20 protein-coding genes are annotated in these 22,867 nt (G+C 72.9%); 14 read left to right on the top strand and 6 right to left on the bottom strand.

The window, feature by feature from the left end:
• Positions 1 to 15 precede the first annotated feature (15 nt).
• The 6 genes from O2V61_RS21755 (at position 16) to O2V61_RS21730 (ending at position 7,324) form a co-directional block, all read left to right on the top strand.
• Positions 16 to 1,341 carry an extracellular solute-binding protein gene (locus tag O2V61_RS21755; RefSeq protein ID WP_269185355.1) on the top strand — a complete coding sequence of 442 codons (1,326 nt, stop codon included), beginning with the start codon at positions 16 to 18 and terminating at the stop codon, positions 1,339 to 1,341.
• A gap of 55 nt (positions 1,342 to 1,396) precedes the next feature.
• Positions 1,397 to 2,359 carry a carbohydrate ABC transporter permease gene (locus O2V61_RS21750; RefSeq protein WP_269185354.1) on the top strand — a complete coding sequence of 321 codons (963 nt, stop codon included), beginning with the start codon at positions 1,397 to 1,399 and terminating at the stop codon, positions 2,357 to 2,359.
• Positions 2,359 to 3,192, top strand: coding sequence for a carbohydrate ABC transporter permease (locus tag O2V61_RS21745; protein WP_269185353.1), 834 nt, complete (start codon positions 2,359 to 2,361; stop codon positions 3,190 to 3,192). Before O2V61_RS21750 ends, O2V61_RS21745 begins: the two co-directional genes overlap by 1 nt.
• A 35-nt stretch (positions 3,193 to 3,227) precedes the next feature.
• Positions 3,228 to 4,478: an ABC transporter ATP-binding protein gene (locus O2V61_RS21740; RefSeq protein ID WP_269185352.1), complete on the top strand. Its 1,251-nt coding sequence runs from the start codon at positions 3,228 to 3,230 to the stop codon at positions 4,476 to 4,478.
• A 155-nt stretch (positions 4,479 to 4,633) separates the two neighbouring features.
• Positions 4,634 to 6,277: a glucose-6-phosphate isomerase gene (gene pgi, locus O2V61_RS21735; RefSeq protein WP_269185351.1), complete on the top strand. Its 1,644-nt coding sequence runs from the start codon at positions 4,634 to 4,636 to the stop codon at positions 6,275 to 6,277.
• 195 nt (positions 6,278 to 6,472) lie between these two features.
• Positions 6,473 to 7,324: a PspA/IM30 family protein gene (locus O2V61_RS21730; protein ID WP_269185350.1), complete on the top strand. Its 852-nt coding sequence runs from the start codon at positions 6,473 to 6,475 to the stop codon at positions 7,322 to 7,324.
• Between the two features lie 63 nt (positions 7,325 to 7,387).
• Here O2V61_RS21730 and O2V61_RS21725 read toward each other — a convergent pair whose 3' ends face one another.
• Together O2V61_RS21725 and O2V61_RS21720 are read right to left on the bottom strand one after the other, a co-directional pair.
• The gene (locus O2V61_RS21725; RefSeq protein ID WP_269185349.1) at positions 7,388 to 8,239 is read right to left on the bottom strand and encodes a DNA-formamidopyrimidine glycosylase family protein; all 852 of its coding nucleotides are present in this window, start codon (positions 8,237 to 8,239) and stop codon (positions 7,388 to 7,390) included.
• Between the two features lie 63 nt (positions 8,240 to 8,302).
• Positions 8,303 to 9,154 carry a DNA-formamidopyrimidine glycosylase family protein gene (locus O2V61_RS21720; protein WP_269185348.1) on the bottom strand — a complete coding sequence of 284 codons (852 nt, stop codon included), beginning with the start codon at positions 9,152 to 9,154 and terminating at the stop codon, positions 8,303 to 8,305.
• Positions 9,155 to 9,298: 144 nt separating this feature from the next.
• Here O2V61_RS21720 and O2V61_RS21715 point away from each other — a divergent pair, with 144 nt between their 5' ends.
• A complete protein-coding gene (locus tag O2V61_RS21715) occupies positions 9,299 to 9,898 on the top strand; it encodes an antibiotic biosynthesis monooxygenase (protein ID WP_269185347.1) in 600 nt (199 codons plus the stop codon).
• A 90-nt stretch (positions 9,899 to 9,988) separates the two neighbouring features.
• Here the strand turns inward: O2V61_RS21715 and O2V61_RS21710 are convergent, their stop codons facing one another.
• Positions 9,989 to 14,584 (bottom strand): ATP-dependent helicase, encoded by a 4,596-nt coding sequence (locus tag O2V61_RS21710; protein WP_269185346.1) that lies wholly within the window; start codon positions 14,582 to 14,584, stop codon positions 9,989 to 9,991.
• Between the two features lie 128 nt (positions 14,585 to 14,712).
• Here O2V61_RS21710 and O2V61_RS21705 point away from each other — a divergent pair, with 128 nt between their 5' ends.
• The 4 genes from O2V61_RS21705 to O2V61_RS21690 all read left to right on the top strand — a co-directional run bounded on the left by O2V61_RS21705 (position 14,713) and on the right by O2V61_RS21690 (position 17,801).
• Positions 14,713 to 14,937 carry a KTSC domain-containing protein gene (locus tag O2V61_RS21705; protein ID WP_269185345.1) on the top strand — a complete coding sequence of 75 codons (225 nt, stop codon included), beginning with the start codon at positions 14,713 to 14,715 and terminating at the stop codon, positions 14,935 to 14,937.
• Positions 14,938 to 14,952: 15 nt separating this feature from the next.
• Positions 14,953 to 16,098 carry an acyl-CoA dehydrogenase family protein gene (locus tag O2V61_RS21700; protein WP_269185344.1) on the top strand — a complete coding sequence of 382 codons (1,146 nt, stop codon included), beginning with the start codon at positions 14,953 to 14,955 and terminating at the stop codon, positions 16,096 to 16,098.
• Positions 16,099 to 16,159: 61 nt separating this feature from the next.
• The gene (locus O2V61_RS21695) at positions 16,160 to 17,440 is read left to right on the top strand and encodes an MFS transporter (protein WP_269185343.1); all 1,281 of its coding nucleotides are present in this window, start codon (positions 16,160 to 16,162) and stop codon (positions 17,438 to 17,440) included.
• 166 nt (positions 17,441 to 17,606) lie between these two features.
• A complete protein-coding gene (locus O2V61_RS21690) occupies positions 17,607 to 17,801 on the top strand; it encodes a DUF3046 domain-containing protein (RefSeq protein ID WP_269185342.1) in 195 nt (64 codons plus the stop codon).
• A 36-nt stretch (positions 17,802 to 17,837) separates the two neighbouring features.
• Here O2V61_RS21690 and O2V61_RS21685 read toward each other — a convergent pair whose 3' ends face one another.
• Entirely contained in the window at positions 17,838 to 18,695 is an 858-nt protein-coding gene (locus tag O2V61_RS21685) for an NAD(P)H-binding protein (protein ID WP_269185341.1), read from the bottom strand.
• A gap of 80 nt (positions 18,696 to 18,775) precedes the next feature.
• On the opposite strand from O2V61_RS21685, the gene O2V61_RS21680 reads away from it, so the two are divergent.
• The 3 genes from O2V61_RS21680 (at position 18,776) to O2V61_RS21670 (ending at position 21,480) form a co-directional block, all read left to right on the top strand.
• Positions 18,776 to 19,186, top strand: a complete 411-nt coding sequence (locus tag O2V61_RS21680; protein ID WP_269185340.1) for a winged helix-turn-helix transcriptional regulator — start codon at positions 18,776 to 18,778, stop codon at positions 19,184 to 19,186.
• Positions 19,187 to 19,402: 216 nt separating this feature from the next.
• Positions 19,403 to 20,437, top strand: coding sequence for a recombinase RecA (recA, locus tag O2V61_RS21675; RefSeq protein WP_269173631.1), 1,035 nt, complete (start codon positions 19,403 to 19,405; stop codon positions 20,435 to 20,437).
• A gap of 266 nt (positions 20,438 to 20,703) precedes the next feature.
• The gene (locus O2V61_RS21670) at positions 20,704 to 21,480 is read left to right on the top strand and encodes a regulatory protein RecX (protein ID WP_269185339.1); all 777 of its coding nucleotides are present in this window, start codon (positions 20,704 to 20,706) and stop codon (positions 21,478 to 21,480) included.
• A 69-nt stretch (positions 21,481 to 21,549) separates the two neighbouring features.
• Here the strand turns inward: O2V61_RS21670 and O2V61_RS21665 are convergent, their stop codons facing one another.
• On the bottom strand, positions 21,550 to 22,218 hold the full coding sequence (locus tag O2V61_RS21665; RefSeq protein ID WP_269185338.1) for a formylglycine-generating enzyme family protein: 669 nt from the start codon (positions 22,216 to 22,218) through the stop codon (positions 21,550 to 21,552).
• A 117-nt stretch (positions 22,219 to 22,335) separates the two neighbouring features.
• Complete coding sequence (locus O2V61_RS21660; protein WP_269160243.1) at positions 22,336 to 22,746, bottom strand: hypothetical protein; 411 nt, start codon at positions 22,744 to 22,746, stop codon at positions 22,336 to 22,338.
• Positions 22,747 to 22,867: the final 121 nt, after the last annotated feature.

Below are 22,867 nucleotides of genomic sequence, written 5' to 3'. Positions count from 1 at the left end.
GTCGGAGACGACAGCATGCGGACCGGTCGAGCCGGTCCGTCCCACTCCCGCAGGCGGCGGCGGGCGGTCGCCGGTGCCGCCGCGGCCGGCCTGCTGAGCTCCGTGCTCGCGGCCTGCGGCAGCGACGAGGGGGGCGTGCCGACGCTCACCTGGTACACCAACCCCGACTCCGGCGGTCAGGCCGAGATCGCCGCCCGGTGCACCGAGGACGCCGACGGCCAGTACGTGATCGAGACGGCGGTGCTGCCGCGCGAGGCGTCGCAGCAGCGGGAGCAGCTGATCCGGCGGCTCGCGGCCAACGACTCCTCGATCGATCTGCTGAGCCTGGACCCACCGTTCATCCCGGAGTTCGCCGAGGCCGGTTTCCTCGCCCCGGTGCCCGAGGACGTCGCCGACCGGGTCACCGAGGACGTGGTGGAGAGCGCGATCCAGGGCTCCACCTGGAACGACGAGCTGGTCGCCGTCCCGTTCTGGGCCAACACCCAGCTGCTCTGGTACCGCGAGTCGGTCGCGGAGGCCGCCGGGCTGGACATGAGCCAGCCGGTCACCTGGGACGAGATCGTGCAGGCCGCCCAGGAGCAGGACGTGCAGGTCGGGGTGCAGGGGATCCGCGCCGAGGCGCTCACCGTCTGGTTCAACGCCCTCATCGAGTCAGCCGGTGGGGCGATCATCGAGGACAACTCGACCGACCCCTCGGAGATCGAGTTGGGGCTGACGTCCGAGGCCGGGATCCGCGCCGCCGAGGTGATGCGCATGATCGCGACCAGTGGCACGGCCGGGCCGGCCTTGTCGACGGCGAACGAGGACTCCACCGCGACGGCGTTCGAGAGCCCCGAGGGTGGGTTCAACGTCAACTACCCGTTCATCTACCCCCGCGCCCTGGCTGCCGTGGAGGAAGGGACGATGGACCCCTCGGTCCCTGAGGACTACGGCTGGACGATCTACCCGCGGGTGGACGCCGACACCCCCGCAGCGCCGCCCTACGGCGGGATCAACCTCGGCGTCGGTGCGTTCAGCGAGCACCCCGACCTCGCCTTCGCTGCGACCGAGTGCATCACCTCCACGGAGAACCAGGCCTACTACTTCGTCTCCAACGGCAACCCGGCCTCCGACACCGCGGTCTACGACGACCCGGAGGTGCTCGAGCAGTTCCCGATGGCCCCGACCATCCGGGAGTCCCTCGAGCTGGCGGCGCCCCGGCCGCAGACGCCGTACTACAGCGAGGTCTCCGGTGGGATCCAGCGCGTCTACCACCCGCCGTCGTCGGTCGACCCCGAGCAGACCCCGGAGCAGGCCACCGAGCTGATCAACGCTGTGCTGCGGAAGGAGCAGTTGCTGTGACCGAGCACGTGATGCGGGCGCCCGCGTCGTCCTCGACCGACGGAGGGTTGATCCGGTGAGCACCACGACGCTCCCCCCGTCGGAGAAGACGCAACCGGTCTCCGCCCCCGACCCCAAGACCAGCGACCGGGCCAAGAGCGAGCGGAAGCTCGGCTGGCTGCTGGCCGGGCCCGCCCTGCTGGTCATGCTGCTGGTGACCGCCTACCCGATCGCCCAGGCGTTCTACGACTCGCTGTTCGACTTCCGGTTGACCGACCCGGACAACCGGTCGTTCACCGGGCTGTCGAACTACGGGGTGATCCTCTCCGACTGGCTGTGGTGGCGGTCGTTGCTGGTCACCGGGTTCATCACCCTGGTCACCGTGGCCGTGGAGCTGGTGCTCGGCTTCGCCCTGGCCATGGTGATGGCCAAGGCGCTCAGCACGATCCGGCCGGTGCTGCGGGCCGCGATCCTCATCCCCTACGCGGTCATCACCGTGGTGTCGGCCTTCGCCTGGCAGTTCGCCTTCGACATCCAGACCGGGTTCGTGAACAGCTGGTTCGGCTGGGTGCCGGGCATCGGCGCGGACACCGACTGGTTCGGCGACACCTGGACCTCGCTGCTGGTGATCTGCCTGGCCGAGATCTGGAAGACCACGCCCTTCATCTCGCTGCTCCTGCTGGCCGGGCTCGCCCAGGTGCCGGAGGTGCTGCAGGAGGCGGCGAAGGTCGACGGGGCGAGCTGGTGGCAGCGGATGCGCAAGGTCACCCTGCCCAACATGAAGGCCGCGATCATGGTGGCCCTGCTGTTCCGCACCCTGGACGCGTTCCGGGTCTTCGACAGCATCTTCATCATGACCGGCGGGGCGAACGCGACCGAGTCGGTCTCCTTCCTGGCCTACCGGCAGACCATCTCGCGGCTGGAGATCGGGTTGGGGTCGGCGGTCTCGGTGCTGCTGTTCCTGGCGGTCGTGATCATCGCGATGAGCTTCATCAAGGGCTTCAAGGTCGACCTGTCCCAGACGAGGGGTGACAACTGATGTCGGGCAAGGAGAAGGCCTGGTGGGGCGTCGCCGGGGTGGCGATCGTCATCTACGCGCTGTTCCCGATCGCCTGGATCGTGTCGTTGTCGTTCAAGGCGCCCAGCGCCCTGAACAACGGCAACTTCCTCCCCGGGGCGCCGACGTGGGAGAACTACTCCCTGATCATCACCGGTGGGGCGAGTGACCTGTTCCTGCCGGCGCTGCGCAACTCGTTCGGCATCTGCCTGATCGCCACGGCGATCTCGTGCCTGCTGGCCATGTTCGCGGCGTACGCGATCGCCCGGCTCGACTTCCCGGGGAAGAAGTTCATCCTCGGGACGGCGCTCGCGGTGGCGATCTTCCCGGTGATCTCGATCGTCACGCCGCTGTTCAACCTGTGGCGCAACGTCGGGCTCTACGACACCTGGCCCGGGCTGATCATCCCCTACCTCTCGCTGACGCTGCCGATCTCCATCTGGACGATGTCGGCGTTCTTCCGGGAGATCCCCTGGGAGATGGAGCAGGCCGCGCAGGTCGACGGCGCCACCACCTGGCAGGCGTTCCGCAAGGTGATCGTCCCGCTGGCCGCGCCGGGTGTCTTCACCACGGCGATCATCGCCTTCTTCATCGCCTGGAACGACTTCGTCTACGGCATCTCGCTGACCTCCACGGAGGCGGCGCGACCCGTGCCCGCGGCGCTGGGCCTGTTCTCCGGCGCCTCCCAGTTCGAGGACCCGACCGGTGCGATCGCCGCAGCCGCGGTGATCGTGACCATCCCGGTCGTCGTCCTGGTGCTGCTCTTCCAGCGGCGCATCGTCGCCGGCCTCACCAACGGCGCCGTCAAGGGCTGACGCCCGCCCATGCTGATCACGAGAGGGACGAACTGATGGCCTCGATCGAGATGAAGAACATCGTCAAGAAGTACGACGACGGCTTCCCGGCGGTGAACGACGTCAGCCTGGACATCGACGAGGGGGAGTTCATGATCCTCGTCGGCCCGTCCGGCTGCGGGAAGTCGACGCTGCTGCGGATGATCGTCGGGCTGGAGGACATCACCAGCGGCGACATGGTGATCGGCGGCACCCGGGTCAACGACAAGGCACCGCGGGAGCGCAACCTGTCGATGGTCTTCCAGAACTACGCGCTCTACCCGCACCTGACCGTGTTCGAGAACATCGCCTTCCCGCTGCGGCTGGCCAAGGTGGACGACGGGGAGGTGACCCGTCGGGTGAACGAGGCGGCCGACGTCCTCGAGCTGCACGAGCACCTGGAGCGCAAGCCGGCCAACCTCTCCGGCGGTCAGCGCCAGCGGGTGGCGATGGGCCGGGCGATCGTGCGCCAGGCCGAGGCGTTCCTCTTCGACGAGCCGCTGTCGAACCTCGACGCCAAGCTCCGCGGCCAGATGCGCACCGAGATCTCCCGGCTGCAGCGCCGGCTGGGCATCACCACCGTCTACGTCACCCACGACCAGACGGAGGCGATGACGCTGGGCGACCGGGTCTGCGTGCTGCGCAAGGGCGAGATCCAGCAGGTCGCCTCCCCGCGGGAGCTGTACGAGCAGCCGGTGAACCTCTTCGTCGCGGGCTTCATCGGCTCGCCGCCGATGAACTTCCTGCCGGGGCAGCTCGACGGCTCCCGACTGGCCACGCCGTTCGGGGACATCGAGCTGGACGAGCGCCGGGCGGCGGCGGTCGCCGGGCGCGACCTGCTGCTGGTCGGCATCCGGCCGGAGTACTTCGAGGACGCGTCCCTGGTCGACGAGGCGAAGCGGCCGGTCGGCTCGGTGTTCACCGCCCGGGTGGACGTCACCGAGTGGCTGGGCGACTCCCAGTTCGCCTACATCCCGTACGAGGCGCCGGACGAGATCCGCACCCAGCTGCGGGAGCTGTCCAGGGAGCTGGACTCCGAGGAGCTGCGCACCCAGGCGATCGTGTCGATCGACGCGACCAGCCGGATCCGGGAGGGCCGGGACGCGGAGTTCTGGCTGGACAGCCGCAAGGTGCACGTCTTCGACCCGACGACGGGGGAGAACCTGACCCGCGACGCCGAGGCGGGTGCCGAGCTCACCAGGCTGGCGACCGAGGACCGGGTCGAGCAGGTCCAGTCAGCCGAGGGCGAGGGGATCAGCGCCGCCTGAGGACGGTCGGGGGCGGTTGTGGCCGCGCTGCCCGGCCCGGGAGGGGCCGTGCCGGGCAGCGGTTCGACGAGGGCATGATCATGCCGGGGTTTGTGCGGCAGCAGCGCTGCGCACCTGTCCCGGAGACACCCTGGTCGGACACTGGAGGCAGCAGCATGGACATCACCGCGACCGACGAGTGGGCAGCCCTTGCCGAACACCACCGCACGGTCGGCGCCCGGACGCTGCGCGAGCTGTTCGCCGAGGACCCCGAGCGCGCTGCCCGGTTGACCGGCACCGCCGGCGACCTGCACGTCGACCTCTCCAAGCACCGGGTCACCGACGAGACGCTGCGGCTGCTGGTCGCGCTGGCGGAGCGTGCGGGCGTGCCGGACCGGATCGCGGCGATGTTCCGGGGTGAGCACATCAACACCACCGAGGACCGTGCCGTCCTGCACGTGGCGCTGCGGGCACCGGAGTCGGTGCCGCTCACCGTCGACGGCCAGGACGTCAGCGCCGACGTCCACGCGGTGCTGGCGAAGATGCGCACCTTCGCCGACCGGGTGCGGTCGGGGGAGTGGACGGGGCACACCGGCGAGCGGATCCGGGCCGTGGTGAACATCGGCATCGGTGGCTCCGACCTCGGCCCGGCGATGGCCTACACCGCCCTCGCCGACTACAGCGACCGCGGGATCACCGCCCGCTTCGTCTCCAACATCGACCCCACCGACTTCGCCGAGAAGACCCGCGACCTGGACCCGGCGACGACGCTGTTCGTGGTCTGCTCCAAGACGTTCACCACCCTGGAGACGCTCACCAACGCCACCGTCGCCCGCGACTGGCTGCTGGCCTCCGGCGCCGACGGGTCGGCGGTGGCGAAGCACTTCGTCGCGGTGTCGACCAACACCGACGCCGTGGCCGAGTTCGGCATCGACACCGCGAACATGTTCGAGTTCTGGGACTGGGTGGGCGGCCGGTACTCCTTCACCTCGGCGATCGGGCTCTCGCTCATGGTCGCGATCGGTCCGGACGCCTACGCCGAGATGCTCGCCGGCTTCCACGCCGTCGACGAGCACTTCCGCACCGCGCCCCTGGCGGAGAACATGCCGCTGGTCCAGGGGCTGCTCAACGTCTGGTACACCGACTTCTTCGGCGCCCAGAGCCACGCCGTCCTGCCCTACAGCCAGTACCTGTCCCGGCTGCCGGCCTACCTGCAGCAGCTGACGATGGAGAGCAACGGCAAGTCCGTGCGGGCCGACGGGCAGCCGGTGACGACGGCGACCGGCGAGGTGTACTGGGGCGAGCCCGGTACCAACGGTCAGCACGCCTTCCACCAGCTGCTGCACCAGGGCACGTCGCTCGTCCCGGCCGACTTCATCGGGTTCGGCGAGCCGAACCACGACATCGGCGAGATGCACGACCTGCTGATGGCCAACATGTTCGCGCAGAGCGCCGCGCTCGCGTTCGGCAAGACGGCGGAGGAGGTCGCCGCCGACGGGACGCCGGCCGACGTCGTCCCGCACAAGGTGATGCCGGGCAACCGGCCCTCGACGACGATCCTGGCGCCGAAGCTGACCCCGTCGACGCTGGGGCAGCTGATCGCCTTCTACGAGCAGACCGTCTTCACCCAGGGCGCGCTCTGGCAGATCGACTCCTTCGACCAGTGGGGCGTGGAGCTGGGCAAGGTGATGGCCCGGCAGCTGGCACCGGCGCTGACCAGCGAGGCGGCACCGCAGCTGGACGGCCCGGAGTTCGACGCCGACGCCTCCACCGCCGCCCTGGTCACCCACTACCGGCAACTGCGCGGCCGCGCCGTCTGACGAAGGACCCCCTGCCCCCCACCACTCGCGAGCTCGCGGCGGGCCCCTGCAGGGGGGCCGCCGCGAGCTCGGGGGGCGGTGTGCGGCGTGCGGTGGCTGGCCGGGGACGCGGCCTGGGACGATGATCGGGACAGCGTCATCCGTGTCGCACCGCCCGCCGCCCGGCGGGGCTGGAGCACCGGACCAGGAGGAGCCATGCCGAACCCGTTCGTGAAGCTGTGGAAGTACCTGACGGCCTCGGCCAACAACCAGATCGACCAGCGGGCTGACCCGAAGATCCAGATCCAGCAGGCGATCGAGGCGGAGCAGCAGCGGCACCAGGCTCTCGCCAACCAGGCCGCTGCGGTGCTGGGCAACCAGCGGCAGCTGGAGATGCGGCTCAGCCGGCAGCTGGGTGAGATCGAGAAGCTGCAGGCGTCGGCGCGGCAGGCACTGACCCTCGCCGACCAGACCCGCGCCGCTGGGGATGCCGCCAAGGCCGCCGACTACGAGCAGGCGGCACAGGCCTTCGCCACCCAGCTGGTCGGCGCCGAGCAGTCGGTCGAGGACCTCAAGCGCAGCCACGACGAGGCGCTGCAGGCCGCTGAGCAGGCCAAGGGCGCGGTCGAGACCAGCCGGATGCGGCTGCAGTCGACGCTGGCCGAGCGCACCAAGCTGATGTCCCAGCTGGAGCAGGCCAAGATGCAGGAGCAGGTCTCCGCCTCGCTGCGGTCGGTCAACGAGCTCTCCGCGCCGGGCAACACCCCCAACCTCGGGGAGGTCCGGGACAAGATCGAGGCGCGCTACGCCACCGCACTGGGTCAGGCGGAGCTCGCGCAGGACTCGGTCGAGGGCCGGATGCTCGAGGTCGAGAAGGCGACGATCGACGTCGCCGGCGCCTCCCGTCTCGCCGAGATCCGGGCCGGGATGGGCGGTGCCACCGGTCCCCAGGCGGTCGAGGGCACCAAGGCCGCCGGCGCGATCGAGGCCGGGCAGGGCGCCACCGACGACCTCGGGCTGAACACCGAGCAGCGCGCGGCGCAGTCGGCCGAGCGCCCGGAGCAGTAGCCCGACCAGCAGCGGCCCTGACCCGGAGCCCCGTCGTCCTGGTGGACGGCGGGGCTCCGGCCGTCAGCTGGCGGCGATGGACGCCGGGTGGCCAGGCTCCCCGGTGCGGGCCAGCGGGTCGATCGGGCTGCGGGCGGCCTGGCACGACGGGCACCAGTACGTCACCCGTTCCTGCGTGTCCGGCCCCTGGTCGCCGAGCAGGATCGGGGTGCGGCAGCGGCGGCACGGCCGGCCGCGGCGGCCGAACACCCAGTGGTCCTCCCCGCGCCGGGTGGAGCCGGTGGTGCTCTGCTCGGGTCGGTCGCGGTTGGCCTGCATCAAGGTGCGGGCGCGGGTGACCAGGCCCGGGAGGTCCGGGACGTCGGCAACGCGGGTCCACGGGTGGGTGCGGGTCATGAACAGCGTCTCGACCTTGTAGAGGTTGCCGATGCCGGCCAGGTTGCGCTGGTCCAGGATCGCGACGCCGATCTGCTCGCCGGGGTGCGACCGCAGCCGGCGGAGCGCCTCGTCCAGGTCCCAGTCCGGCCCGAGCACGTCGGGGCCGAGGTGGCCCACCAGCTCGCCCTCGGCGCTGGTCGGCACGATCGTCATGTCGTGCAGCCGGTAGCCGACGCAGTCCCACTCGCCGGTCGACAGCAGGGCCCGGATGCTGTGTGCCGGGCCACCCTTCCACGGGGTGCCCGTGCGGTAGATGTGCCAGCTGCCGTCCATCCGGTAGTGGGTGCGCAGCGTCCGGCCGTCGGCCAGCCGGATCAGCATGTGCTTCCCGCGCGGGACGACCTCGGTGACGGTGGCACCGCCCAGGTCGGTGGTGGCCAGTTGCGGCACCCGGAGCTCGCCGGTGGTGAGCGTCGCCCCGGCCAGCGCGGTGTTCATCCGCTGCGCGGCCAGCCAGACCGTGTCTCCCTCGGGCATCCCGCCATGATCCCCGTCCGCGTGGGCTCCCGCTGAGCTGGCGGCCGTCGGGTGCTCGCGTGGTCAGTACCGGGCGCGACGCGCCTCGGTGTCGGGCTCACCGGTGCGGGCCCGCGGGTCGACCGGCACCGGCGTGGCCTGGCAGCGCGGGCACCACCAGGTGACCCGTTCCTGCAGGTCCGGGCCCTGGTCGCCCAGCAGGATCGGCGTCCGGCAGCGGCGGCACGGCCGGCCCTTCCGGCCGGCGACCCAGTGGTCCTGGCCGCGGCGGGTCTCCCCGGTGGTGCTCTGCTCGGGGCGACCGCGGTTGGCCAGCATCAGCGTGCGGGCCCGCTCGACCAGGTTCCGCAGGTCTGGGACGTCGGCGACCCTGGCCCACGGGTGCACGCCGGCCAGGAACAGCGACTCGACCTTGTAGAGGTTGCCGATGCCGGCCAGGTTGCGCTGGTCCAGGATCGCGACGCCGATCTGCTCGTCCGGCTGCGAGCGGAGCCGGTGCAGGGCCTCCTCGACGTCCCAGTCCGGGCCCAGCACGTCGGGTCCGAGGTGCCCGACCAGCTCGGCCTCCTGGCTGGTGGGGACGATCCGCATGTCGTGCAGCCGGTAGCCGATGCACTCCCACTCGTCGGTGGCGAGCACCGCGCGGATGCTGTGGCCGGGGCCGCCCCGCCACCGGGTGCCTCGTCGGTAGATGTGCCAGCTGCCGTCCATCCGGTAGTGGGTGCGCAGCGTCCGGCCGTCGGCCAGCCGGGTGAGCATGTGCTTGCCCCGGGGGACGACCTCGGTGACGGTGGCGCCGGTGAGGTCGACGGCGGCGAGCTGCGGCACCCGGAGCTCACCGCGGCGGAGCGTGGCGCCGGCCAGCGCGGTGTGCATCCGCTGCGCGGCCAGCCACACGGTGTCTCCCTCGGGCACGCCGCCCATGATCCCCGCGCGGGCCGGTGACCGCCGCCCTCGCGTACCGACGGTCGGGGCGTCCCTCGGGCGGGTGGCCTCGTGTGAGTGGGGCGACAGCCGGGAACAGCCTGCGTTCCTTCAGCGCTGAGGGATCCTGTGACCGTGACGACCCGCCTGCGCAGCCTCCCGGAACGTCTGGCCGGGAACATCGTGGCCCGGCAGCCCGCACCGGCGCCGGAGCCGGTCACCGTCACCGTCGCCCGGGTGGTGCGCCCGGAGCAGCAGAACGCCTTCGAGCGCTGGGCCGCCGACGTGCAGCAGTTGGTCGCGACGTTCCCCGGGCACCTCGGCTCGTCGCTGCTGCGCCCTGGCCCAGGTAGCGACGAGTTCCACCTGGTCTACCGCTTCCGGGACGAGGAGTCGCTGGGCACCTGGGAGCGCTCCCCGGAACGGCGTGAGGCGCTGGATCGGGTGCACCGGCTGACCGAGGACGAGCGGATCGCCCGGGCCGTGGGTCTGCAGACCTTCTTCGCGGTGCCGCCTCGCCCGGGGCCGGCCTGGCGAAGCTGGCTGCTCACCGTCGCGGTGGTCCTGTTCTTCACCACGACCTTCCAGCTCCTGGCCGTCCCGTTCGTCGGCGACTGGCCCTGGCTGCTGCGGCTGCTGCTGTCGGCGGCCTACGTGGTGACGGCGCTGCGGGTGTCCATGCCCCGGCTCAGCCGCTGGCTCGCTCCCTGGCTGCAGGGCTCCCGCAGCCGCTGACTCCCCCTGGGGCTCACCCGTTGTGCGCGCAGTGGCGCTCAGCGCGGTGAGAAACGCAGGTGAGCGCACGTCGACGCCGTCGGCCTGGCCTCAGTTGCGCAGCCGCAGGCCGCGCGGGGTGGCGGCGAACCCGGCTGCCTGCAGCGCCGCGGTGAGCGGGCCGGACTCGTGCACCGACGCCCCGTCGGCCTTCTGCACGATCATCCGGCCCAGTGCCCCCGAGGCGACCGCGCCGGACAGTGCGGTGGCCGCCTCCTTGAGCACGGTCTCGTCCTCGGTCCAGGACAGCAGCGTCTTCCCGCCGCGCTCGACGTAGAGCACCAGGTCGCCGTCGACCAGCACCACCAGCGCGCCGGCCTTGCGCCCGGCCCGGTGCCCGGTCTTCCGGCTGCCGGTGCCCTCACCGAGGTCGACGGCGTCCCCCTCGGCGGTGGCCACCGGCCGCTCCGGCCAGGGCAGCGCCGCGCCGTAGACGTTGGCCGGGTCGGTGGCGGCGAGGACGACGGGCCCGGCGGGCACCCGGTCCGGGCTGGCGAAGCTGCGCAGCCGGTCGACCGACCCCGGGGTGCCGAACTGGGCCGCACCGAGGGTCTCGACGAAGTAGCCGCGACGAGCCCGGCCGTTCTCCTCGAACGCCCGCAGCACCGGGTAGACCGCGGAGAAGCCGCCGGTGACCTGCTCGGCCTGCACCGCGCCCCGGGTCAGCACCCCGTGCCGCTCCAGCAGCGCCTCGGCGCGGGCGGTGGTGCGCTTGGTTCCGTTTGCCTCCAGGTCAGGCAGCCGTGACCAGCGCCCGGCCATCGAGGGCGGGCCGGTGCGGCTGGGCATCGCCGGGCGACCGAGCCGGGTCCGGCCGTAGCGGCTGCGGTCGAGCCTCGCGCGGGGCGCGGCCGGTGCCTTCTTGTGTGTGCCGCCCCCGGAGAGCCGGGTTCGCAGCGGGGCCAGGGTGTCGTTGGTCAGCGCCCCGGCCCACACCAGGTCCCAGATCTCCTCGGCCAGCGCCGGGTCGTCGGTGGCGCCGACCCGGTCGGACAGCGACCGGAAGAACATCGCCTGCCCGCCGGCGAGCTCATCGAGCAGCTGCTGACCGACCCCGCCCTCCAGCACGGCACCGGCCGGCGGCTCGGGCAGCAGCAGCGGGGCCAGGTCGGCCGGCACGAGGGTCACCCAGCCATCACCACCGGAGAGCCCGCCCGCCCCGGCCCACAGCACCTCCCCGGCGCTGGTCAGCTCGTCGAGCATCGCCGGGGAGTACCCCTGCACCCGGGACGGCAGCACCAGCGACTCCAGCGCCGAGGCCGGGACCAGGGCACCGGCCAGTTGCTCGACCACCGCGAGGACGCCGTCGACCCCGCGCATCCGACCACCCACCGACTGCCAGGAGGGCGTGAACCGGGCCAGCGTGTCGATCGGGACCGGCTCGACCTCCTGGCGCAGCTTGGCCAGGGACCGCCGCCGGATCGAGCGCAGCACCTCCGCGTCGCACCACTCCTGGCCGATGCCGCCCGGCCGGAACTCCCCGGTGACCAGCCGGCCGGTGCCCACCAGCCGCTGGACCGTGGCGGTGACGACGGCGACCCCGAGGCCGAGCCGGGCAGCGACCTCCGGCGGCGCGAACGGGCCGTGGGTGCGGGCGTAGCGGCCGATCAGGTCCCCGAGCGGGTCGGCCACCGGCTCGGTGAACACCTCGGGCACCCCGACCGGCAGCGCGGTGCCCAGGGCATCGCGGAGCCGGCCGGCGTCCTCGATGGCGACGTACCGCTCCTCACCGGCGATCCGCACCACCAGCGCACGCCGGGCGACGACGAGCTCCTGCAGCCAGTCCGCCGGGACGCCGCGGGCTGCGGCCTCGGCGACGGTCAGGTCGCCGACGCCGCGGAGGAGGTCGCTGGCGCCGTCGACGTCGCGCGGGTGCCGCTGCTCGGGGAGCCGCTGCAGCTCCGCCTCGACCTCGGCCATCGCGTCACCGTCGAGCAGTTCGCGCAGCTCGGAGCGGCCCAGCAGCTCGGCCAGCAGCCCGGTGTCCAGGGCGAGCGCCTGGGCACGGCGCTCGGCCAGCGGTGCGTCGCCCTCGTAGATGAACTGCCCGACGTAGCCGAACAGCAGGGACTGCGCGAACGGTGAGGCGGTCTGGGTCTGCACGTCGACGAGCCGCACCCGGCGGGCGCGGATGTCGCGCATGAGCTCGACCAGCCCCGGCACGTCGTAGACGTCCTGCAGCACCTCCCGGACCGCCTCGAGGGTGATCGGGAAGGAGGAGAACTCGCTGGCCACCGAGAGCAGCTGGGCGGCCCGCTGCCGCTGCTGCCACAGGGGGGTACGCCGGCGCGGGTCGCGGCGGGGGAGCAGCAGCGCCCGGGCGGCGCACTCGCGGAACCGGCTGGCGAACAGCGCGGAGTTGCCGACCTCGGCGGTCACCTCGCGCTCGACGTCGTCCGGGTCCAGGAGTGCGAGGTCGGCCTCCGGCGCCTCGCCGGTGGTGTCGGGCAGCCGGAGCACGATGCCGTCGTCGGAGTGCATGGACGCGACGTCCACGCCGTACCGCTCGCGCAGCCGCGCGGCCAGGACCAGCGCCCAGGGCGCGTTGACCTGGGCGCCGAAGGGGGAGTGCACGACCAGCCGCCAGTCGCCGAGCTCGTCGCGGAACCGCTCGACCAGCAGCGTGCGGTCGTCGGGGAGGTGGCCGGTGGCCGCCTTCTGCTCGGCGAGGTAGGCGAACAGGTTGCTCGCACCCCAGGCGTCCAGGCCGGCGGCGCGGGCCCGGTCCGTGCCCGCCTCCGGCGTGGCCGAGCCGACCTCCCGCAGGAAGGCACCCAGCGCCCGGCCCAGCTCCAGGGGGCGGCCCAGGGTGTCGCCGTGCCAGAACGGCATCTTGCCGGGCTGGCCGGGGGCGGGGCTGACCAGCACCCGGTCGTGGGTGATCTCCTCGATCCGCCAGGACGAGGACCCGAGCAGGAAGACGTCGCCCACCCGCGACTCGTAGACCATCTCCTCGTCCAGCTCGCCGACCCTGCGCCCACCGTTCTCGCCGGCCCCGGAGACGAGGAAGACGCCGAACAGCCCGCGGTCGGGGATGGTGCCGCCGCTGGTGACCGCCAGCCGCTGGGCGCCGGCGCGGGCGGTGAGGGTGTCGGTCACCCGGTCCCAGGTCAGCCGCGGGCGCAGCTCGGCGAAGGCGTCGGAGGGGTAGCGGCCGGCCAGCATGTCCAGCACCGCGTGCAGCGCGGAGTCCGGCAGCGAGGCGAAGGCGGCCGAGCGACGCAGCACGGCGGCGACGTCGTCGACGGTGCGCGGCCGCTCGGAGACCATCGCCACGATCTGCTGGGCCAGCACGTCGAGGGGGTTGCGCAGGTAGCGGGTCGACTCGATGGCGCCGGCCCGCATCCGCTCGGCGACGACGGCGCTCTGCACCAGGTCACCGCGGAACTTCGGGAAGATGACGCCCTCGCTGACCGCACCGACCTGGTGGCCGGCCCGTCCCACCCGCTGGAGCCCGGCGGCGACGTTCGGCGGCGACTCGACCTGGATGACCAGGTCGACCGCGCCCATGTCGATGCCCAGCTCGAGTGAGGAGGTGGCGACCACGGCCGGCAGCTGCCCGGACTTCAGCGCCTCCTCCACGACGGCCCGCTGCTCGCGGGAGACAGACCCGTGGTGCGCCGAGGCGACCGGCTTCACCTCCGGTGGCAGCCCGCCCCCGGAGCCGGCCTGGGCCATCAGCTCGGCCGGGTTCGCGCCGTGCGGCAGCGGTTCCCCGGTCGCCCGTTCGTAGGCCAGCTCGTTGAGCCGGCTGGTCAGTCGCTCGGCCAGCCGGCGGGAGTTGGCGAACACGATGGTGCTGCGGTGCGTCTCGATCAGGTCGAGCACCCGCTCCTCGACCGCCGGCCAGATCGACGTCCGCGGCTGGTTCCCCGCCGCCGACCCCTCCAGCTCCCCGGTGGGCTGACCCAGCTGGCTCATGTCCTCGACCGGGACGACGACGGAGAGGTCCCACTGCTTCTGCGACGGCGGTGCGACCACCTGCACCGGCCGGCCACCGGCGAGGAAGGTCGACACCTCCTCGATCGGCCGCACCGTCGCCGACAGCCCGATCCGCTGGGCCGGCCGCTCCAGCAGCTCGTCCAGCCGGTCGAGGGAGACGGCCAGGTGCGCGCCGCGCTTGCTGCCGCAGACGGCGTGCACCTCGTCGAGGATCACCGTCTCCACCCCGCGCAGCGACTCCCGGGCCTGGCTGGTGAGCAGCAGGAACAGCGACTCGGGGGTGGTGATCAGGATGTCCGGCGGGCGCCTGGCGAACAGCCGCCGCTCGTCGGCCGGGGTGTCACCGGAGCGGATGCCGACGCTGATCTCCGGTCGTTGCTGACCCAGCCGGGCGGCGGCCTGGCCGATCCCGGTCAGCGGTGCGCGGAGGTTGCGCTCGACGTCGACGGCCAGCGCCTTGAGCGGCGAGACGTACAGCACCCGGCAGCGGGCCAGCGGGTCCTCCCGCGGGGGCGTGGCCGCCAGCCGGTCGAGCGACCAGAGGAAGGCCGCCAGCGTCTTGCCCGACCCGGTGGGGGCGACGACCAGGGCGTGCTGGCCGCTGCTGATCGCCGTCCAGGCGCCCTCCTGGGCCGGGGTCGGCTGCTCGAACGCACCGGTGAACCACGCCTGGGTGGGCGCGGAGAACCGGTCGAGAGCGGACACGCGACCAGTGTCCACGCGAGTACGACAGTTCGCCGTCGTCGAGGTGGCGACGAGTCGACCTGTCGACCTGTCGACGTCGTGGCGCCCGCGGATCACACTGATGTGATCCGGCTCGGCAGGGGGCAGCCATGCTGCGCACAGCGGTGCAGTCGTCCAACATCGCGACCGTCGGGTACGACGAGGAGCAGCAGCTGCTGGAGCTCGTCTTCCGCGACGGACGCGTCTACCACTTCCTCGAGGTGCCGCCGGAGCGCGTGCTGTCGCTGCTCCGGGCGGAGAGCAAGGGCCGCTTCTTCAACGCTGAGATCAAGCCGAACTTCGGCCACCGGGCTGTCGGTCGGCGCTGGGACTGAGCCACACTGCGTGGCATGCGTCACAGCCTGTACGAGGCCGACCACGAGGACTTCCGGCAGAGCGTGCGGGGCTGGCTGGAGAAGGAGGTCGCACCCTTCCACGACGAGTGGGAGCGGGCCGGCATCGTGCCGCGGGAGCTGTGGACGGCGGCCGGCGCCCAGGGGCTGCTGGGCATGGGCGTGGAGGAGCGGTACGGCGGCGGCGGGGTGCGCGACTTCCGCTGGTCCTGCGTGCTGAGCGAGGAGCTGGTCCGGATCGGCGCCAGCGGCGTGGGCTTCGGGCTGCACAACGACGTCGTCGGCCCCTACCTGCAGGACCTCGCGACCGAGGAGCAGAAGGAGCGCTGGCTGCCCCGGTTCTGCACCGGGGAGCTGATCACCGCGATCGCGATGACCGAGCCGGCCGCCGGCAGCGACCTGCAGGGCGTCCGGACCACCGCGCGCCGGGACGGCGCGGACTGGGTGCTCAACGGCTCGAAGACCTTCATCACCAACGGCATCAACGCCGACCTGGTCGTCGTCGTCGCCCGTACCGATCCCGAGGCGCCCGGCTCCCGGGGCCTGAGCCTGCTCATGGTCGAGCGGGACATGGCCGGCTTCTCCCGCGGCCGCAACCTGGACAAGGTCGGGCTCAAGGCGCAGGACACCGCCGAGCTGTTCTTCGACGACGTCCGGGTGCCCGCCGCCAACCTGCTCGGCACCGAGGGGCACGGCTTCGCGCACCTGATGCAGAACCTGCCGCAGGAGCGGCTGCACATCGCCGTCTCTGCGGTCGCCGCCGCCGAGACCGTGCTCGCGCTGACCGTCGAGTACGTGACCACCCGGACGGCGTTCGGCCGCCCGATCGGCTCGTTCCAGAACTCCCGTTTCGTCCTGGCCGAGCTGCAGACCGAGGTCACGATCGCCCGGACCTTCGTCGACGAGTGCGTGCGCCAGCTCGACAGCGGCGACCTCACCGCCACCGACGCCGCGATGGCCAAGTGGTGGACGACGGAGCTGCAGAACAAGGTCGCCGACCGGTGCCTGCAGCTGCACGGCGGCTACGGCTACATGAGCGAGTACCGGGTCTCCAAGGCGTGGCGGGACGCCCGGGTGCAGTCGATCTACGGCGGCACCAACGAGATCATGAAGGAGATCGTGGGTCGCTCGATGGGCCTGTGACCAGCGCCTGTCCGGCTCGCTGCGTGCTCCGCGGGGCCCGTCCGTCGGGCACACTCGCCCGGTGACCCGACCGTCGCTCGCCCCGCCCGACCAGGCCGTCGTCCAGCGCCGCACGCTGTCGGTGCTCTCGGCAGGGGTGGCCCTCGGTGGGCTGGGGGTGACGATCGGCATCACCGTCGGCGGCTTGCTCGCCCGGGACGTCGCCGGGAGTGACGCCGCCGCCGGGCTGGGGCAGACGGCGAGCGTGCTGGGCGCCGCGCTGATCGCCGTCCCGCTGGCGCAGGTCAGTGACCGGTACGGCCGGCGCGCCGGCCTGTCCCTGGGCTACGGGATCGCGGTCCTCGGCTCCCTGGTCGTCGTCGGGGCCGCGGCGGTGTCCTCGCTGCTGCTCCTGCTCGTCGGCCTCTTCCTGTTCGGGGCGGCCACCACCAGCGGCCTGCAGGCCCGCTACGCCGCCGCTGACCTGGCCCAGCCCGAGCACCGTGGCCGCTCGCTGTCCCTGGTGGTCTGGGCGACCACGATCGGCTCGGTCCTCGGGCCCAACCTGGCGGGCCCGGCCGACGACCTGGGGCGCGCCCTCGGGCTGCCGGCGCTCGGCGGGGCGTTCGTGCTGTCGATCGCGGTGTTCGGGGTGGTCGTCCTCGGGGTGCTGGTGCTGCTCCGCCCCGACCCGTTGCTGCTGGCCCGGCAGCTCACCGCGGCCGACCGCCCCGCCGGGCCGGCGCCGCTGCGGTCGGGCTCGGCGGCGGCGCTGCGCGCGGTGTGGGCGACCCCCGGTGGGCGGCTGGGGCTGACCGCCGTCGTCGTCTCGCACGCGGTCATGGTCGGGCTGATGGTGATGACCCCGGTGCACATGGGGGCCGGCCACTCCGACGCCGACGGGACGACGTTGCGGGTGATCGGCCTGGTCATCAGCGTGCACGTGGCCGGGATGTACCTGTTCTCCCCGGTCGTCGGCTGGCTCGCCGACCGGGCCGGCCGCACCGCGACGGTCGCCCTGGGCGGGGTGCTGCTCCTGCTCGCCGCCGTGGTCGCCGGCACCGCGCCGCCGGGGGCCGCCCTCCAGCTCGGCACCGGGCTGTTCCTGCTCGGGCTGGGCTGGTCGTGCGGCCTGGTGGCCGGGTCGACCCTGGTCACCGAGTCCGTCTCCACCGAGGTCCGCCCGGCCGCCCAGGGCGCCACCGACCTGCTCATGGGGCTGGGGGCGGCCGTTGCCGGCGCGGTGGGTGGACCGCTGCTCGCGCTGGGCGGCTTCGGGCTGGTGGCCGTGGTCTCCGCGGTGCTCATCGGCCCGCTCGCGGTGGTCTGGGCAGTGACCCGGAGGTCCCTCAGCGCCGGTTGAGGTAGTCGCGCCCGAGCAGGACCAGCAGCGCGACCAGGGCGCCGACGAGCCCGATCTGCAGGATGAGGTCCCAGGTGGGCGAACCGGTGCTGGGGAACATGCGCCGAGGGTAGGACGCCGGTGGTGCCCGGCGCACGGGCCACCGGCCGGTGGGTACCGTCGTGGCGTGCGGTTGCAGGAGTTCCGGTCCCGGATGGAGCGCCAGTTCGGTGCGATCCGCGCGCAGAGCGTGGCCAGCGACCACGTCTTCGGCCCGCTGGGTGGGCGCACGCCCGCCCAGGCGATCGAGGCCGGCGTGCCGGTGCGCACGGTCTGGCTGGAGATCTGCAAGGAGTACGACATCCCGCCGAAGGAGCGCTGAGCACTCCTCCCGGCCCTCCTCCGGCGGGACGCGGGCTCAGCCCCTCAGGACCGAGCGGACGTGCACGGCGAGCGGCGTGGTCGGCCGGCCGATGAGCCCGGACAGCGCGGTGCTCCCGGTCTCCAGGGCGCCCTGGGCGATCGACTGGTCGAGGGCGACGACGAACTCGGCGGTCTCCTGCGGCAGGCCCTGCCCGAGCAGGAACTGCTGGTGCTCCGGGGCGGAGAGGTCGCGGTAGGTGACCTCCCGGCCGGTCTCGGCGGCGACGGCGGCCGCCAGGTCGGCGAGCGTGAACGGCTGGTCGCCACCCAGCTCCACGACGCCCGGCTCGGGCTCCGCGGCGGTCAGGACGGCGACCGCACCCGCCGCGAAGTCGGCCCGCGTCGCCGCCGCGATCGTCCCTGCGCCCGAGCTGCCGACGACCTCGCCGGTCTCGGCGGCCGTGCGGATCGGCTGGTCGTGGTTCTCCAGGTACCAGTTGTTCCGCAGCACCACCGCCGGGAGGCCGACGTCGGCGATCAGCCGCTCGGTGGCGGCGTGCTCCGGGGCCAGCGGCAGCGAGGTGTCGGCGGCCTTCGGCGCGCTGGTGTAGACGACCAGCCCGACGCCGGCGGCCTTCGCGGCCTGCAGCACGTTGCCGTGCTGGGTGACCCGCTGGCCGACCTCGCTGCCGGAGACGAGCAGCAGGCGGTCGGTGCCCTGCAGGGCGGTCCGGAGGCTCGCCGCGTCGCCGTACTCCGCCTGGCGGACCTGCACCCCGCGCGCGGAGAGGTCACCGGCCTTCTCCGGGCTGCGGACGACGGCGACGACCTCGCCGGCGGGCACCCCGGCGTCGAGCAGTCCGGTGACGACGAGGCGGCCGAGCTGGCCGGTGGCTCCGGTGACGGTGATCAAGGGGACTCCTTCGAGTGCTTCCTGGGCAATGGGCACTTACGAAAAGTGAGTGCAGGTCTTCCGGACGGTACTCTGGCGGCATGCGTGACGCGGGGGAGGGTGAGGTGGAGCAGACGGTCGAGGTGCTGGTGGCCGACGTCTTCCGGCGCGCCTGCACCTCCCGTGAGGCGCTGGAGCACGTGACCGGCAAGTGGTCCCTGCTGGCGCTGTCCGCCCTGGCCGAGTCCCCGCACCGGTTCGGGGAGCTGCGTCGCCGGGTCGAGGGCGTGAGCGAGCGGATGCTGGCGCAGAGCCTGCAGACGCTGGAGCGGGACGGCTGGGTGCACCGTGAGGTGCGGTCGGCGATCCCCCCGCACGTGGAGTACCGGCTGACCGAGGACGGCGCCGCCCTCGTGCCCCACCTGCTGGCGCTCATCTCCTTCGTCGAGGGTCGGATGCCGGCCGTCCACGCCGCCCGGGCCGCGGCCGACGAGGTCCGACCGCCACGCTGAGCAGGTCGTCCGGCCGGCTCCCGGTGCTGTTCGAGGGTGCCGGGTCGACGCGACGCGCCGACCCGGCGTGTCACTGGAATCGAACAGGTGTTCGGCATACCGTGGCGTCCACAGGTCCGGTGTCTCTCCACAGATGCGCCCGGTCCGCGGAAAGTGTCAGACCCCGGCCCTAGCGTCGGCAACGACCCGCTACAGCGACATCCGAAGGTGGCCACCATGGCAACGCTCGACCGCGACAAGGCCCTCGACATGGCCCTCGCCCAGATCGACAAGCAGTTCGGCAAGGGCTCCGTCATGCGCCTGGGCGACTCGCCCGAGGTCGCCATGAAGGTCATCCCCACCGGCTCCGTCGCCCTCGACATCGCCCTCGGTGTCGGCGGCCTGCCCCGCGGCCGCGTCGTCGAGGTGTACGGCCCCGAGGCCTCCGGCAAGACGACGGTCGCCCTGCACGCGGTGGCCAACGCCCAGGCGGCCGGCGGCATCGTCGCCTTCATCGACGCCGAGCACGCCCTCGACCCCGACTACGCCCGGGCGATCGGCGTCGACACCGACGCCCTGCTGATCAGCCAGCCCGACACCGGTGAGCAGGCGCTGGAGATCGCCGACATGCTGATCCGCTCCGGGGCGCTCGACCTCATCGTCGTCGACTCGGTGGCGGCCCTGGTGCCCCGCGCCGAGATCGAGGGCGAGATGGGCGACAGCCACGTCGGTCTGCAGGCCCGGCTGATGAGCCAGGCGCTGCGCAAGATCACCGGTGCGCTCAGCAACTCCGGCACCACCTGCATCTTCATCAACCAGCTGCGCGAGAAGGTCGGCGTGGTCTACGGCTCGCCGGAGGTCACCACCGGTGGCCGGGCGCTGAAGTTCTACGCCTCGGTGCGGCTGGACATCCGCCGGATCGAGACCCTCAAGCAGGGCACCGACGCGGTCGGCAGCCGGGTGCGGGTGAAGGTCGTCAAGAACAAGGTGGCCGCCCCGTTCAAGCAGGCCGAGCTCGACCTCATCTGGGGCCATGGCTTCAGCCGCGAGGGTGGGCTCATCGACATGGGCGTCGAGCAGGGCTTCGTCCGCAAGTCGGGCGCTTGGTACACCTACGAGGGCGACCAGCTCGGCCAGGGCAAGGAGAACGCCCGCACCTTCCTGCGCGACAACCCCGACCTCGCCGACGAGATCGAGAAGAAGATCAAGGAGAAGCTCGGCATCGGGGTCGTGGCCGCTGCGGCCCCGGCGGCCGCACCGGCTGACTTCTGATCCCGCCGGTGTCCGATGCGCTGGCCGACGGCGGGCCGGGCAGCGACGGCTTCGGGGACGACGCCGGACCGGCCGGTGGCGGAGGTCGCCGGTCCGGTCGGGGTCGTCCTGGTCCGGGCAGTGCCGGCATCGGCAGTGCCCGGACCGGTGGCGATCCATCCGACCGGTCCGAGCCGGGTGGTCGCCGCAAGCGTGGCGGCCGCAGCTCCGGTCCCCAGTGGAGCCGCCCGTCCGCGGACGCCGACGCGTCCGATGAGCCGGCCGAGATGGAAGACCCCGAGGCGGTCGCCCGGGGCATCTGTCTGCGGGCGCTGACCGGCACCGCCAAGACCCGCAAGCAGCTGGCCGACCTGCTGGCCAAGAAGGACGTGCCCGACGAGGCTGCGGCGGCGGTGCTCGACCGCTTCGCCGAGGTCGGGCTCATCGACGACGCGGCGTTCGCGGCGGCCTGGGTCTCCACCCGGCAGTCCGGTCGCGGCCTGGCCCGCCGGGCGCTGGCGTCGGAGCTGCGGGCCAAGGGCGTCGACGGCGAGGTCGCCGCGGCCGCTGTGGCCGAGGTCGACCCGCAGGACGAGTGGGACTCCGCCCGGCGGCTGGTCGAGCGCAAGCTGCCCTCGATGCGCCGGCTCGACCGGGTGACGGCCGAGCGGCGTCTGGTCGGCATGCTCGCCCGCAAGGGCTACGGCGGTGGGCTGGCCGGCTACGTGGTCCGCGAGGCCCTCGACGGTCGGGACGAGCCCGACGGCGACTCCGCGGTCGGCACAGCGGGCTCGGACGCGGAGGACGGCTTCCCCGACGGGCCCGGCAGCGGCGAGGAGCTCATCGAGCTGGACCCACCCGGTGCTGCGCCGGTGGCATGGTCACGCGAACGGTCCGCGGCGCGAGCCGCAGCACGCGCCGGGCGTGCGGCAGCTGCAGCGGAGACACCCGGCCTCGACCTCTCGGGCATCGAGGGCAGTGCCGAGGTGGGGGAGGGGCGTGCCCGCCCGATCGGGCGTCGGCAGCCGCCGCCCGGTGCCGTCCCGGTCGACGACCTGCCCTAGTCGGCCCACGGGGTGGCACCGCCGGCGGATCGCCGCCCGCCCGGCTCTGCCGGGCTCGGTGCCGGCGGTTCACCGTCGACGGGCGACCCGGAAGCCGAGGTCGTCGATCCGCAGGCTCGGGTGGCTCTTGCGACGGCAGGACGCCCGGCAGCCGCGGGGGTGGTCCAGCCACCCGCCCCCGCGGAGAACCCGGTACGGGCCGTAGACGCGCGGGTCGAACAGGTCCCAGCACCACTCCCAGACATTGCCGATCATGTCATGGAAGCCCCACGCGTTCGGCGCCCTGGTGGCGACGTCGTGCACCCGGCCACCGGAGTTCCCGCGGTACCAGGCGATCTCGTCGAGCTCGCCGGGGCGCACGTCGGAGCTCCCCGCGCGGCAGGCGTGCTCCCACTCCGCTTCGGTCGGCAGTCGGTAGCCCGACGCCGTGGCGTCCCAGTCGACGTCGAGCCCGTCGGGGTCGGTGCCGAGGACGTAGCAGGGCTCCAGGCCGTTCCGCTTCGAGAGGGCGTTGCAGAACCGGACGGCCTGCAGCCAGGAGACCTCCGTGACCGGCGTCCGAGGTGCCGCTGAGCTCAGCGGCACGCCATCGGTGATCGCCCGGTACAGCTCCCGGGTGACCGGCTCGGGGGCCAGCAGGAAGTCGGCGACCTCGACCGGCCAGGTCACCTTCGTGCCCTCGTCCCGCAGGACGATCACCCCGCCCGGTACCGCCAGCAGGTCATCCGGTGTGCTCACGGGCCGATGGAACACGCGACGTGCACCTGGGGCGCCCAGGTCCTGACCGTGCCGCGGGTGAGGCCGGCCCGGCACCGGTGGGCCGGCCCCGGCCGAGTGGCGAGCGGGACCAGGAGGTCAGCGGTTCAACCAGGCGGAGATGTCGATGGCCACGCCGTCGGCGGCCTCCTCGTCCGGCATCAGCCAACGCCGGCTGCGCTCCTGCCCGGCCCGCAGCCACAGCTCGATCGCGGTGTCGAACTGCGACATGGTGACCTCCTTGCCCGCGAGCGAGCTGGAGGGGCCCAGGAAGGTCACGTCGGTCTCCTGTCCACCGACGTACAGCAGCACCACGCGGCAGCGAGAGCGACGGTGCCGGGCCGGTGGCACGGCCTCTCGGACGATCGCCGAGTCCGCTCCGGCGGCGGCGGCGAACCGGCGTGCGCTGGCACGCAGCTTGCTCACGAAGATCTGCGTGGTCGTGGCCAGGTCGTCGTCCTCGTCGAGATCCAGGTGCATGTGGCGCGGAGCGGCGGCAGTCGAGGTCACCCTTCTACTCTCGGCAGTGAGCGACGGCACCGTCACCGGCTGAAAGTGCCAACTCGGACGGCGGACTCGGTCAGTCGACCGACCGACCGGGAGCGGTGCGCCGGGTGGGGCAGCGGAGGGC

Source organism: Modestobacter sp. VKM Ac-2985 (assembly GCF_026967925.1).
In the GTDB taxonomy this organism is placed as follows: Bacteria; Actinomycetota; Actinomycetes; order Mycobacteriales; family Geodermatophilaceae; genus Modestobacter.
Note: the sequence above shows the minus strand (reverse complement) of the source record. Positions and strands in the feature narration are given on the sequence as shown.